11 protein-coding genes and 1 pseudogene are annotated in these 13,559 nt (G+C 60.8%); 7 read left to right on the top strand and 5 right to left on the bottom strand.

Features of this window, described 5'->3' with window-relative positions:
• Positions 1-39: 39 nt before the first annotated feature.
• Positions 40-663, bottom strand: a complete 624-nt coding sequence (locus ABID19_RS19105; RefSeq protein ID WP_354492480.1) for a TetR/AcrR family transcriptional regulator — start codon at positions 661-663, stop codon at positions 40-42.
• Positions 664-778: 115 nt separating this feature from the next.
• Here ABID19_RS19105 and ABID19_RS19100 point away from each other — a divergent pair, with 115 nt between their 5' ends.
• The 4 genes and pseudogenes from ABID19_RS19100 (at position 779) to ABID19_RS19085 (ending at position 7,256) form a co-directional block, all read left to right on the top strand.
• The gene (locus ABID19_RS19100; protein WP_354492479.1) at positions 779-1,843 is read left to right on the top strand and encodes an efflux RND transporter periplasmic adaptor subunit; all 1,065 of its coding nucleotides are present in this window, start codon (positions 779-781) and stop codon (positions 1,841-1,843) included.
• Position 1,844: 1 nt separating this feature from the next.
• The gene (locus ABID19_RS19095) at positions 1,845-2,975 is read left to right on the top strand and encodes an efflux RND transporter periplasmic adaptor subunit (protein WP_354492478.1); all 1,131 of its coding nucleotides are present in this window, start codon (positions 1,845-1,847) and stop codon (positions 2,973-2,975) included.
• Positions 2,972-6,022, top strand: a pseudogene (locus ABID19_RS19090) (efflux RND transporter permease subunit). The gene ABID19_RS19095 and the pseudogene ABID19_RS19090 overlap by 4 nt, the downstream one beginning before the upstream one ends.
• 1 nt (position 6,023) lies before the next feature.
• Positions 6,024-7,256, top strand: coding sequence for an alpha/beta hydrolase (locus ABID19_RS19085; protein WP_354492477.1), 1,233 nt, complete (start codon positions 6,024-6,026; stop codon positions 7,254-7,256).
• 97 nt (positions 7,257-7,353) lie between these two features.
• Here ABID19_RS19085 and ABID19_RS19080 read toward each other — a convergent pair whose 3' ends face one another.
• Together ABID19_RS19080 and ABID19_RS19075 are read right to left on the bottom strand one after the other, a co-directional pair.
• Positions 7,354-8,514, bottom strand: coding sequence for an alpha/beta hydrolase (locus tag ABID19_RS19080; RefSeq protein WP_354492476.1), 1,161 nt, complete (start codon positions 8,512-8,514; stop codon positions 7,354-7,356).
• A 152-nt stretch (positions 8,515-8,666) separates the two neighbouring features.
• Positions 8,667-9,734, bottom strand: coding sequence for an alpha/beta hydrolase (locus tag ABID19_RS19075; protein ID WP_354492475.1), 1,068 nt, complete (start codon positions 9,732-9,734; stop codon positions 8,667-8,669).
• A 299-nt stretch (positions 9,735-10,033) separates the two neighbouring features.
• Here ABID19_RS19075 and ilvA point away from each other — a divergent pair, with 299 nt between their 5' ends.
• Together ilvA and ABID19_RS19065 are read left to right on the top strand one after the other, a co-directional pair.
• Positions 10,034-11,290, top strand: a complete 1,257-nt coding sequence (ilvA, locus tag ABID19_RS19070) for a threonine ammonia-lyase IlvA (protein ID WP_354492474.1) — start codon at positions 10,034-10,036, stop codon at positions 11,288-11,290.
• A gap of 24 nt (positions 11,291-11,314) precedes the next feature.
• Complete coding sequence (locus ABID19_RS19065) at positions 11,315-11,869, top strand: DUF1697 domain-containing protein (protein WP_354492473.1); 555 nt, start codon at positions 11,315-11,317, stop codon at positions 11,867-11,869.
• Between the two features lie 23 nt (positions 11,870-11,892).
• On the opposite strand, the gene ABID19_RS19060 is transcribed toward ABID19_RS19065, so the two are convergent.
• Together ABID19_RS19060 and gloA are read right to left on the bottom strand one after the other, a co-directional pair.
• On the bottom strand, positions 11,893-12,186 hold the full coding sequence (locus tag ABID19_RS19060; RefSeq protein WP_354492472.1) for a DUF2218 domain-containing protein: 294 nt from the start codon (positions 12,184-12,186) through the stop codon (positions 11,893-11,895).
• 29 nt (positions 12,187-12,215) lie between these two features.
• Positions 12,216-12,656: a lactoylglutathione lyase gene (gloA, locus tag ABID19_RS19055; RefSeq protein ID WP_354492471.1), complete on the bottom strand. Its 441-nt coding sequence runs from the start codon at positions 12,654-12,656 to the stop codon at positions 12,216-12,218.
• A 218-nt stretch (positions 12,657-12,874) separates the two neighbouring features.
• On the opposite strand from gloA, the gene ABID19_RS19050 reads away from it, so the two are divergent.
• Complete coding sequence (locus ABID19_RS19050; protein ID WP_435528745.1) at positions 12,875-13,468, top strand: cold-shock protein; 594 nt, start codon at positions 12,875-12,877, stop codon at positions 13,466-13,468.
• Positions 13,469-13,559 lie beyond the last annotated feature (91 nt).

Raw genomic sequence — 13,559 nt, 5'->3', positions numbered from 1 at the left:
CGAGCGAGCCAGAGCCGCTAGCACCGCCTTTCCGTCGCCTCACCGGGGGCTTGCCAACAAACCGTTGAAGACGAGATCGATATGTGCCTCGATAAAGGTGGCCTCGTGGATAGGATTTCTTTCTGCAAACATCAGTTTCCAGATAGTGAGGTGAATAGCTGAGCTGACCACAACTTCCGGCACTGTTGCTACAGCTCCCTGTCGAAACTCCCCCGAAGCTACGCCTTGCTCAATGAGCGCGCGAACTGCGTCGAGCAGGGGTGCGATAAACTCGCCGTAATGCCGGTCGATAATGTTGGGGAAGCGCGAACCTTCAGCCAATTGGAGGCGCAACAATTCTCTCGTCTTCCTGTCGCCGGCGAGCTTGTCGTAACCCAAGAGAAGCAATTGGCGCAACCGGTCGGCATGAGAGCCTAGCAGAGCATCGATAGAAGCTCGAACGTCGTCGAACGGCGCCGAGACATGTCCGATAGTTGCCTCGAACAACGCCTCCTTCGTCGGAAAATACAGGTAGACGGTGCCTTTTGTGACGCCAAGCCGCGCGGCGACGTCTTCCACGCGGGTGGCTGCATATCCCTTTTCGATAAACTCCTCGAAGGCCGCATCGAGGATCTCGTGCGGGCGCCTCGCTTTCTGTTCTGCTCGAGAAAGTTTCTTTTCCATAGCTGACATCCTTCGTTGAACCGATCATACCATTCCGTCTAAAAATCCATTGACTAACCAGTCAGTCAGCTATATCTAGCCCACCGTTTCCTCTGATGCAACGGTGCCTGGAGCAATGAACACATTTCGCCCCATCATTCTGGGTCTCGCCTGTGCCGCCCTGGTCGGCTGCGAAGACGATACCTCAAGCCGTGCTACACCGCAGCCGGTGCGAGCAATTCCCGCCTCGCTGGTTCAATACCAACCGGGCACCGAGGTCACGGGGGAAGTGAAGGCTCGGGTTCAATCCGAGTTGTCTTTCCGAACCGGCGGCAGGGTAAAAGAACGGCGCGTGGATGTCGGATCACGGGTGCGTGCAGGCGACGTCCTGATGCGCATCGACGACACGGAGCAACGTGCCGATGTTGATTCCGCCCGGGCGGGCCTGCAGTCGGCACAAGCCACCGTCAAGCAGAAGGCGCTTGCCTTCGAACGCTACAAGACATTGCTGAAGTCGCGAGCAATCGCGCAGTCGACCTATGATGCGGCGCGAGAGGCGTTGACGACAGCGCAGGGCTCTCTGGAAGTCGCCCAGGCGAGTTTAGGAACGGCGCTGGATGCTCTTTCCCATACCGAGCTGAAAGCCGACGCAGATGGCGTCATCACCTCGCGCAGCGTCGAAGCAGGCCAAGTTGTCTCTGCGGCGCAGCCGGCGCTGACGCTTGCTCGCGATGGCCCGCGGGATGCTTCATTCGATGTGTTCGAAGCCTTCTTCCTCCCGGGCCGACCGGCGCCTGATGTCGAAGTTGTTCCGGTGGGTGATCGGGCGCGCACGGCACGGGGGAACATTCGGGAAGTCTCTCCAGTCATCGATACGAGCACCGGGACCATCCGCGTCAAGGTAGCGCTTCCGCAAGAGGCGCAATGGTCGCTCGGAACGTCGGTGGTTGGTGAATTCCATTCGCCGGCTCGTCAAGGTGTAATCCTGCCGTGGAGCGCCATGGCCTCCGCCGGGGGTGAGCCGGCCGTATGGGTCATCGACGCGGCAAGCCAATCTGTGTCGCTGCGCAAGGTCGCGGTCGCCCGCTATCGAACAGCCGATTTCATCGTGATCGGTGGGATTGCTCCGCAGGATCTGATCGTCACCGACGGCGGAAAATTTCTCAAAGAAGGCCAGGCTGTGGCCTGGCAGGAGAAGTGACATGACCTGCTTCCGTTCGCGCATCTCACGTCAGTTCGTTCAGGTGATAACGATTCTCATCTTGCTTCAGGCCGTTCTGGTGCTGTTGCTTGTTTCGGGCTGCGACCAAAGCCCAGCCGCGAAAGCGGCTCCACCACGGCCGGTCAACGTCATCACGGCGAAACCGGAGCAGCCCCCTGTTTTGAGTTTCGCCGGCGTCGTTCAGGCGCGGATTGAAACAGATCTGGCGTTCCGGGCATTGGGCCGCGTCATATCGCGCAGCGTCGATGTCGGCGATCTGGTGCACAGGGGCGATGTTGTGGCCGAACTCGATCCTCTGGCGCTGCAGCTTGCTCTGACGAGCGCCGAGGCTGATCTGCGCAACGCCGAGGCGCAACTCGAGAACGCCACGGCCACCGAAAAGCGCAAGCGCAATCTCGCGTCTGCAAAAACCGGCAGCGTCGCCGATTCCGAAGTTGCGGAGCAGGGCCTCAAGTCGGCCGAGGCGGATGTGGGACAGGCGCGGGCCCGTCTCGACAAGGCCCGCGAGCAGGTTGGATATACGCGGTTGAAAGCCGAATTCGATGGCGTGGTGACTGCCACTTCGGTCCAAGTCGGACAAACGGTCACGGCCGGTCAGACGGTCCTGAGACTCGCGGGCCTCGATCGTCGTGATGTTGTGGTGGATGTGCCCGAAGCCCAGGTCGGTTCACTACGCCTTGGGATGCGCTTCGACATCGCTCTTCAGCTTGACGACACCATTCGGGCGGTGGGCGTTCTGCGAGAGATCGGCCCGGAAGCCGACGCCAATACCCGCACCCACAGGTTGAAGATCGCCTTGAACGAGGCACCCGAGGTTTTCCGTCTCGGTTCCGTCGTCACCGCGACCGCGGCAAGCGAAGTGACGACCAGCGCGATCGCGCTGCCGGCCTCCGCGATCCTTGAGCGGGATGGCGCCGACCATGTCTGGGTGATCGATCGGGCCAAGCTCACAATCTCCCTGAGACCGGTCCGGCTAGAAGCCCGGCCCGCCGGGGCTGCTCGTGTCCGGGTCCTGTCGGGGCTGCGAAACGGAGAAGAAGTTGCCGTTGCCGGCGCCAATGAACTCGCGGACGGTCAAAGGATAAGACCCGCACAGGAGCTAACCCAGTGAACAAGTTCAACCTTTCTGACTGGGCGCTCGAGCATCGCTCCCTTGTCTGGTATTTTATGATTGCCTTTGCCTTGGCGGGCATCCTTGCCTATGTCGGGCTCGGCCGAGAGGAAGATCCGTCCTTCACCATCAAGACCATGGTGATCCAGGCGCAATGGTCGGGTGCATCGGCACAAGAAGTACGCAGCAGGTTAGCGACCGTATCGAAAAGAAGCTGCAAGAACTCGAATCTCTCGAGCATACCCGCAGCCTGACCACCGCCGGCCAGACGATTGTCTTCGTCGATCTCCTGCCATCGACGAAGGCAAAGGATGTCGCGCCAATTTGGCTGCGCGTCCGCAACATGATCGCCGATATCCAGGCTGATTTTCCTTCGGGTGTCGTCGGACCTTTCTTCAACGACCGCTTCGGCGATGTCTACGGCAACATCTTCGCCTTCACCGGTGATGGGCTGAGCCAGAGGCAATTGCGCGATCTCGTCGAGGGCGCCCGCACGAAGATTCTGACGGTTCCAGATGTCGGCAAGGTCGAGATCGTAGGGGCGCAGAATGAAGCGATCTTTCTCGAATTCTCGACTCGCAAAATCGCTGCCCTCGGCATCGACCGGTCTTCGATCATCTCCACTCTTCAGGCGCAGAACGCCGTCACCCAATCAGGATTCATCGAGGCGGGACCGGAACGTATCGCCCTGCGTGTCGGCGGCCGCTTCATCTCCGAGGAGAGCCTGCGAGCGATCAATCTGCGGGTCAACGACAGGTTCTTTCCGCTGACCGACGTCGCAACCATCACCCGCGGCTATGTCGATCCGCCCACCTCCCTGTTTCGTTTCAACGGCAAGCCGGCGATCGCTCTGACTGTCGGGATGAAGGCCGGCGGCAATCTCGTCGACTTCGGCAAGGCGCTGGAAAAGATGATCGCCGAAGTTACCCAGGATATTCCGGTGGGCACGTCGGTAGAGCGTGTGTCCGACCAGCCGGCAGTCGTCGATGAGGCGGTATCGAGCTTCACGCATGCCTTGTTCGAAGCGATCGCCATCGTGCTTGCCATAAGCTTTGTCAGTCTCGGGATGAGGGCTGGACTGGTGGTGGCGATTTCAATTCCGCTGGTTCTCGCCATCACGTTCCTGGTGATGCAATACACAGGCATTTCGCTGCAGCGAATCTCGCTTGGGGCGCTGATCATCGCCCTTGGTCTTCTCGTCGACGACGCCATGATCGCCGTGGAGATGATGGTAGCCCGGCTCGAGGTCGGCGACAGTCTCGAAAAAGCCGCTACCCACGTCTACACCTCGACCGCCTTCCCGATGCTGACCGGCACACTTGTCACTGTCGCGAGCTTCATCCCGGTCGGCTTCAACAGCAGCAGCGCGGGCGAGTTTGTCTTCTCGCTTTTCGTCGTCATTGCCGTGTCGCTCATCGTTTCCTGGGTGGTGGCGGTTCTGTTCACCCCGTTGCTCGGCGTGACGATACTGCCGAAAACGATGAAAAAACATGCGGATCACAAGGGCTGGTTTGCAGCCGCCTTTGCCCGCATTCTTCATCTTTGTCTGCGCTGGCGATGGGTGACGATCGCCGTGACGGTCGCTGTCTTCGCCTTGTCCGTTGCAGGCATGTCGCTGGTCCAGCAACAGTTCTTCCCCAGTTCCGATCGGCCGGAACTGATTGTCGACTGGAACCTTCCGCACAACAGCTCGATCAGCGAAACCAGCCGGCAGATGGCCCGGTTCGAACAAGAGAAGCTCGCCGGCAATCCCGATATCGATCATTGGTCGACCTAATGTAGGAAGGGGCGCACCGCGCTTCATCCTCTCCTTCGATCCGCAGCCGAACGACATCACCTTCGGGCAGACCATCATTGTGACCAAGGGACTGGACGTCCGCGACAAGCTTAGAAAGGACCTGCAGGACTACCTGCATCAGACGTTTCCGGGCACCGACGCCTACGTGAAACTGCTCGATATCGGTCCTCCAGTCGGCAAGCCGGTTCAATATCGGGTATCGGGCCCTGATATCCAGACGGTTCGCTATCTCGCGGGCAAGCTGGGCTCCATCGTCGATACCCAATCATCGCTGACCAATCTTGCCTTCGACTGGAACGAACCGGCGCGCGTGGTGAAGATCGATGTCTTGCAGGACAAGGCGCGACAGTTGGGCGTTTCCTCGGAGGATATCGCCACGGCGCTGAACAGCATCGTCGAGGGAGCAACCGCGACGCAGGTCAGGGATGACATCTATCTGGTGAACGTGACCGGCCGTGCCGAAGCAGAGGAGCGCGGATCCGTCGACACGTTGCTCGATCTTCAACTATCGAGCAGCAGTGGCAAGGTCATCCCGCTGTCATCCGTGGCGACGTTCCGCTACGAACTCGAACAGCCGACGATCTGGCGGCGTGACCGGATCCCGACCATCACGATCAAGGCCGGCATCAAGGATGCGACGCAGCCGGCAACCGTTGTGGCAGCACTTGCCGAAAAGGTCGAGGCGTTCAAATCAACACTGCCCGCCGGATACTCCGTCGCGGTCGGCGGGTCTGTGGAGGAAAGCGCCAAGTCCCAAGGCCCTATCCTGGCAGTGGCGCCGGTCATGCTGTTTGCCATGGCAACGCTCCTGATGATCCAGCTCCAGAGCTTCCATCGGCTGTTCCTCGTCTTTTCCGTCGCGCCGCTTGCCTTAATCGGCGTTGTCGCAGCGTTGCTGCTCAGCAACGCGCCGCTCGGCTTCGTCGCCCTGCTGGGTGTGCTGGCCCTCATCGGCATTCTCATCCGCAATTCGGTTATTCTTGTCGTGCAAATCGAGGAATTGCGTGGGTCTGGAATGTCTCCATGGCAAGCAGTCGTGGAGGCAACGGAACACCGTATGAGGCCGATCATGCTGACCGCCGCAGCCGCCACGCTTGCTCTGATCCCGATATCGCGGCAGATCTTCTGGGGTCCGATGGCTTATTCAATGATGGGCGGCATCATCGTTGGAACAGTGCTGACCCTGCTCTTTCTGCCTTCGCTCTACGTCGTATGGTTCCGGATTCGCCCCGAAGCCGGGGAGCAATGACGTGACGGCATTTCGCTCCTGGTGCCGTGCATTCCTTTTGCCGCCGATTATCCTGTGCGCCCTGGCTGCCTGCGCGACGCGGCCGGAGAGCGTGCTCAAGCCGCTTGCGCTCGCCCCCGGCGGCGATGCCGCTCAGGTGGACATGCTTGTCGCGACGACCCGCAAGCCGGTCGAGGATCCCGGGCGGCTCTATTCTGGCGACAGAGGAACGGCGATCTCATTCAACAGCATCGTTGTCTCCATTCCCCCAGATCGAAATCGCAAAATCGGCGAGGTCCAGTGGCCCTCGCACGTGCCGGCCAATCCCGAGAAGGACTTTGCGGTTCTGAAGGTCGGCAAAGTCGCATCGGAACAGCAGGTCCTGCGGTGGTTTCGCAAGAGCCGGAACGCCAAACGGCAGGCGGTCATCTTCGTCCACGGTTTCAACAGCAGCTATTCTGACGCGGTCTTCCGCTTTGCCCAGATCGTTCATGATTCCGGAACGGATGCAGCGCCGATACTCTTCACCTGGCCTTCGCGCGCCAGCGTGTCAGGCTATCTCTACGACAAGGAAAGCACCAACTATTCGCGTCGGGCTTTGGAAGACATGATCCTTCAAGCCGCCGGAAGCCCCGACGTAGGCGAAGTCACGATACTCGCCCATTCTATGGGAGCCTGGCTTACGGCGGAGGCGCTGCGTGGCGTCGGCATGCGCAACGGGACAATTCCAGCCAAGATCAACAATGTCATCCTGGCGTCGCCGGACATCGACGTGGACGTATTTCGTCGCCAAATCATTGAGATGGGGCCAAAGCTGCCGCATTTCACCATCTTCACCTCGACTGAGGACAAGGCGCTGGAGGTTTCAAGATTGATCTCGGGCGGCATCAATCGCGTCGGAGCTGTCGGGGGCGTCGATCTCGGTCCTTACTCTGCTGATATCAAGCGGCTCGGGATAACCGTGATCGACGCGAGCGCCGTCGATCAACATGATCCGCTCGGCCACAATGCGTTCGCGGACAGCCCCGAAATGATTCGCCTTCTCGGGCGGGGCTTGGCCGGCCAGTCTTTGGAAGGAGGGCAGGCCACCTTCGCAGGTCGAGTGAGGATGGCGGCGACCAGGACGGCTAGTCTCGCCGGTTCCGCAGCGCGAGCGGCAGTTGTGGCTCCAATGTCAGTAATGAGCGGCGAAGGGGTTTTCAAACCGGACCCTTACCGTGAAGCAGAAATTGTCGATGGCGAGATATCCTACTGATCCGGCAAGCCCGGCACAGCTTGGTCCGAGAATGGAATTTCCAACCGGCGCCCTCCTGCCGATCGGGTCGCCAGCGGCAAGTCCCGTTGTCCGTCACTCACCCGCCGGTGGCGATGGTCAGCACTCTGAACGGGGTGGTGATGACGATCTCGGCGACGGAGCCGACGGCCTTGCCGATGCCTTGGCCGAGATTGTCGAGCTGGGCCGGGGCGGGTTCGTCCGATGCCAGACCGGCCGGGGCGCGCAGCCGGTCGCCGAGTAACTGCACCAGGATCGGGTTGTCGGCGAATTTGGCGTGGTTCAGCCGGTCGGCGCCTTTCGTCTTGGTCAGGTCGACCACCGAAACGCCATAGCTGGCGAGGTCGGCCGCATCGCCATAATCGCCGACGCGCGGCTTGTCGCCGGAGATCAGGGAGGAGAGCCTGAGGGCGCGATCGTCGCCCGAAAGCAGGATGGCGAACGGCTTGTCGGGCTTGCCGTAGCGAATCATCTGCTTCTTGAACACGTCGACATCGATGTCGGGCGAGGCAAGGATGACATAGCCAAGTTTGTCGCCGAGATCGCGGTCGCCGGTGATGGCAAGCTGGCGCAGCGCCTCCATCGTCACCCATGTGCCCATCGAGTGGGCGATGATGTCTATGCTCTTGACCTTCGTCTTGGCCAGCATGCGCAGCGTCTGTTCGAGATCGTCGCGCGCGGCATTGGCGCTTTCCTTGTCGTAGATGTAGCCCGTGGTCTTGCCGCTCGACGCCCATGAGAACAGCACCGGCGTGCCGGGATATTTCGTGTCGTGCGCGATTTGCGTCAGCCGGTAGACGCCGTCGTCGAAACCGTTGTTGAAGCCGTGCACGAAAACCAGCGCGCGGTTGCCGTGCATGGCGATATCGGCGCCGACCGCCTTGGCGAATTGCGGGGCGTCTTCATAGAAGGCAACATTCGTCGCGGTGAAATCCTTCGCCGGATTGCTGGCGGACCCTTTGACGCGCTCGATTGCACCAAGCTGATGGATCTTCGGAACCGTCACCTCGACCCGGGCAAAGCTGGTGGTCAGCGACCGATTGCCATCGAACACCTGCCGCGGATCGGTGGTGGCTTTCTTGCGGGTGGTGGCGACGAAGATCTCATGCGTGGCCGCTATGTCGGAGGCAGGCACCGTCACGGTCGTCGCGTTGAGAAGGTCGTGTGTCTTCCGGCCGGCGCAGCCCGTAACAGCGAGCGCAAACGCAACGACGAGAAAAATCTTCGAACGCACGATCACGCAGGCTCCCGCAAGGGGGACGTCAATCCTGTGACGTCGCTCGCTATTTCGATAAAGCCAGAGGCCGGCCTGGTCCAGTTGAAAGTGATCCGATGGTGCCGCAATCGTGAACATGCACCACGAAAGCCTCGGGAACTGGGCGTTGAACGCACCTACTGTCCGAGCAGGTGAATACGATCGGTAACCTCGCGGTCGCTGGCAAATCCGTCATCCTCGCGCAGCCGCTGACCGATCATCTTCACCAGTTCTGGGTTGTCGGCGAATTTGGTGTGGTTGAAGCGATCCGAGCCCTTGACGCTGGAGAGATCGACGACGCTCACGCCATAGTCGGCGAGGTCGGCCGCGTCCGTGTAGTCGCCGACGCGCGGCCGCGAGCCTGCGATCAGGCCGGAGAGCCGCAGCGCCCGGTCGTCGTCGGATAGGAGCAGGATGAAGGGCTTGTTCGGCTTGCCGTAGCGGCGCATCTGGCTCTTGAACACATCGACATCGATGTCGGGCGAGGCCAGCACGACGTCGCCGAGCTTGCCGCCGAGATCGCGGTCGCCGTTGATGGCGAGCTGGCGCAGCGCTTCCATGGTGACCCAGGTTCCCAGCGAATGGGCGACGATGTCGATGCGGCGCGCGCCGGTCTGGGCAAGCATCCTCAGCGTCACTTCCAGTTGGTCGCGGGCAGCACTGGCGCTCTCCCTGTCGTAGACATAGTCCCTGGTCTTGGCGCCCGACGCCCAGGAAAACAGCACCGGTGTGCCGGGATAACCGGAATCATGGGCGATCTGGGTGACGCGGTAGACTGCGGCGTCGAAGCCGGTGTTGTAGCCATGGACGAAGACCATGACGCGGCCGCCGCGCGCTGCGATGTCGGCGCTGAGCGCGCTGGAGAATTGCGGCGCGGTGTCGTAGCCGACGACCTCGGACGCCATGAAGTATTTGGCCGGGTCGTTCGACTTGCCGCGCGAGCGCCGCTCGATCCGGCCGGTTTCGTGGCTTCCCGGCACGGTGACGTTAACGCGGGCATAGTTCAGCGTGGCCGAGCGCTCGCGGTCGAAGACCTTGCTGGGGTCGTCGGAGCGCTTGCGCGTCGTGGCGATGAAGATCGAGTGGTTGCCGGCAATTTCCGTCACCGGCGCAGAAACAATGGCGCTGCCGAGCAGTTCCTCGGTTTGCCGGCCGCCGCAACCGGCGACAAGCAAGGCAAGCGCAATGATACAAATCTTCTTCAACTCTGAAATTCCACTCCGGCCTAAAGGCCTCCAACCTCCGCGAACCCTCCCGGACAGTCGAAGTGCGGCAGAAGTAAGTCATGTCCAGCCGAATTCCGCTCAGCGTCTGGCGACGGCCACCGCACTGTTGCGCGAAAGCCAGAACGGCGGCAGGCATGAACAAATGCCTCCAAGTGCTTGCATGGGTTTTGGGAATGCCTTTGGCGGGCACGCATGACGGCCGGACAATGGCTTTGCTAAGCCGGATATGCAATAGGCGGGGATCAAACGCGCGCAAGGCGACCCCGGATGATCCTGCCATGAACAGTTTTTCCTCCCGCGTCGCTACCGCCGCTGCCGCGATCCGCCAGATTTTCCCGGAGACGCCGCTGCAGGAAAACGACTATCTGTCGAAGAAGACGGGAGCGCGGATTCTGCTGAAACGCGAGGACCTGTCGCCGGTGCGCTCCTACAAGATCAGGGGCGCCTTCAACTTCTTCCGCAAGGCGCTCGACGCCGGCAACGATGCCGAGCTGTTCGTCTGCGCTTCCGCCGGCAATCATGCGCAGGGATTTGCCTTCGTCTGCCGTCATTTCGGCAGAAAGGGCGTGGTGTTCATGCCGGTGACGACGCCACAGCAGAAGATCGACAAGACGCGGTTGTTCGGCGGCGAGTTCGTCGAGATCAGGCTGGTCGGCGACTTTTTCGACGACTGCTACCGCGCCGCCTTCGAATTCACCGAAAGCGCCGGCGCGCACATGGTGCCGCCGTTCGATCATAAGGACATCATCGAAGGGCAGGCGACCGTCGCCTACGAGATATCAGGCCAGATGCCAGACGCCCGCTTGCCTGATATCATCATGCTGCCGGTCGGCGGCGGTGGCCTGGCCGCTGGCGTCACGCATTATTTCGCCGACCAGCACCGCGATATGCGCTTCGTTTTCTGCGAGCCGGCCGGCGCGCCGAGCCTGCGCGAGAGCCTTGCCACCGGCAAGCGCATCAAGCTCGCCAAGGTCGACAATTTCGTCGATGGCGCGGCGGTGGCCGAGATCGGCCGCGAACCGTTGCGGCATCTCAGGGCGTTTGCCACTGATGCCGTGCGGCTGATCCCGGAAAACCGGCTTTGCGCGACCATGATCGAGATGCTGAATGTCGAAGGCGTGGTGCTGGAACCGGCCGGCGCACTGGCGATCGACGCGCTCAAGGACTTTTCGAAGAAGGAAATCAGAGGCAAGACCATCGTGGCGGTGGTTTCGGGCGGCAATTTCGATTTCGAGCGGCTGCCGGATGTGAAGGAAAGGGCGCTGCGCTTTGAGGGTTTGAAGAAATACTTCATCATCCGCTTTCCGCAGCGGCCGGGCGCGCTGCGCGACTTCCTCGAATTGCTGGGACCCGACGACGACATCGCCCGCTTCGAATATCTGAAGAAATCGGCGCGCAATTTCGGCTCGGTGCTGATCGGCATCGAAACCAAGGACCGCCGCAATTTCGAGCTGCTCAACGCTAATTTCGAGGCCGAGGGCGTCCAATATCAGGACATCACCGACAATGAGACGCTGGCCGGGTTCATCATATGAGCGCCCGACTATGAGTGATCAAATATGAATGCCCGGGCGAAAACCTTCGTCGCGCTATTTTCCGGCATCAATGTCGGCGGCAAACGCATCGTCAAGATGGCCGAACTCCGGTCGTTCTACGAGGAGCTCGGCTTTCGCGATGTCGCCACCTATGTGCAGAGCGGCAACGTCGTGTTCCGCTCGGCAAAGGGTGATGCGGCTACGCTGACCAGACAGCTGGAAGCGGCCTTCGAGAAGAAATGGGGGTTTTATTCGCGCATCATGGTGCGCGATCTCGGTTGGCTCGAGCGGCTGGCGGCTGAAAACCCTTATCCGGAGATCGCCGGAGAGCCGACCAAGCTTCACGCCTATGCGCTGGAGCGCACGCCGACACCTGAGGAGACGGCCCGTCTTTCGCAGAAATGCACCGGTCCTGAAAGCTTCGAGATCAAGGGCGACGTGCTTTACCTGCATGCACCGGAAGGTCTCGGCAAATCGGTGTTTGCCAACCTCATCCCGCGCACGCTGAAAGTGCCCGGCACCGCGCGCAACTGGCGCACGGTGCTGGCGCTGCTGGAGATTGCCGGCCAAGGCGGCTGAACGAGGCGGCTGAAGGAGGCCGTCTACGCTGCCGGCGCCCGCTTCCAGTCGAATGTCAGCTCTTCGCGGAAAGCGAAGCGTTTGATGTGGTCGGCGACGACCGTTTCCAGGCGCTCCAGCGAGCCGGCTTCGTCGGCGCTTACCGCGATGTGGAGCGCTGCCGCATCGGCGTCCAGAACCGTACGGCCGAGTGAGAGATTGATCGTCCCGTGGTTCGGGTCGAATTCGACGGGAAACTTGTGCGCCCAGTGCTTGCAGAGCTGCTGCAGATAGCGGCTCGCATGTTCGGTGGCGACATCGACATGGCTGGTCGGCATGAATGGATTCTTCCCGATAGTGTGATTGGCTACCAGCTTCCGGTATTCGGCATCGAGGCCCAAGGCTCGGCCTTGGCCTTTGCGGGGCCTTTTTGCAAAAGCTCGATCGAGATGCCGTCCGGCGATTTGACGAAGGCCATGTTGCCGTCGCGCGGCGGCCGGTTGATGGTGACGCCCTTGTCCATCAGCTGCTGGCAGGTGGCGTAGATGTCGTCGACCTCGTAGGCGAGGTGGCCGAAATTGCGGCCGCCCTTGTAGTCTTCAGGATCCCAATTGTAGGTAAGCTCGATCAGCGGCGCCTTTTCGGCGATGGCACTTTGCTCGTCTTCGGAAGCGGCGAGGAAGATCAGCGTGAAGCGCCCCTGTTCGTTTTCGTGGCGGCGCACTTCCTTGAGGCCAAGCTTGTTGCAGTAGAAATCGAGCGATGCATCGATGTCGGCGACACGGACCATGGTGTGGAGGTAGCGCATGTGATTTTCCTCGAAAATGTTGCGTTGCGGCGAAACATAAGGGCCGCCCGGCCAAAGGGCAATTGCCGATACCCGGCCGCGCCGGCAAACGACAATTCCGGTATTCCTGCAATCAACCGTGAAAAAAGGCACGTCAGGTCTTGCACAGACCGGAAGCGGCAGTGTTAATCTAACGTCAAGAATCAGTTGCGGTATTCTTGGAAAAAGGGGGCGTTCTTATGGGGGAAAAGGCCTCTTTCATGGGGCGGGACGGAATCGGTAACGCCTTGCGAAGGGGCGAGAGCGACGACGCGGCCGATCTTGTCGAGATTGCCGGCGCCATCAAATGGTTCGACGTGGCCAAGGGTTACGGTTTCATTCTTCCCGATGACGGCGCTTCCGGCGATATTCTCCTCCATGTGACGTGTCTTCGAAAGGACGGTTTCCAGACCGCGTTGGAAGGCGCGCGCGTCGTCTGTCTCGTCAAGCACGGTGAGCGTGGATTGCAGGCGTTCCGTGTGCTCTCCATGGATCTCACCACAGCGGTCCATCCGGCGGAGATGCAGGAGCAGCGCACTCATGTCTCGGTGACGCCGGAAAGCGGACTGGAGCGGGCGCTGGTGAAATGGTTCAACCGCACCAAAGGGTTCGGGTTCCTGACCCGGGGCGAGGGCACCGAGGACATTTTCGTCCACATGGAGACGCTGCGCCGCTACGGCATTACCGAACTCAGGCCGGGGCAGGTCGTGCTGGTCCGCTTCGGACGTGGCGACAAAGGCCTTATGGCTGCCGAAATTCACCCGGATATGGGTACCTTGCCGGTCTCGCACTAAGGTCGCATCGCGATGCGCCTTAGTGCTTTTGCTTGACCATGATCTTTTCCGACCTACGGTTCGGGATCATGGTCTAGGACGATTTCCGGCC

The sequence above is a fragment of the Mesorhizobium robiniae genome, from assembly GCF_040545535.1.
GTDB classification, from domain to species: Bacteria; Pseudomonadota; Alphaproteobacteria; order Rhizobiales; family Rhizobiaceae; genus Mesorhizobium; species Mesorhizobium robiniae.
Note: the sequence above shows the minus strand (reverse complement) of the source record. Positions and strands in the feature narration are given on the sequence as shown.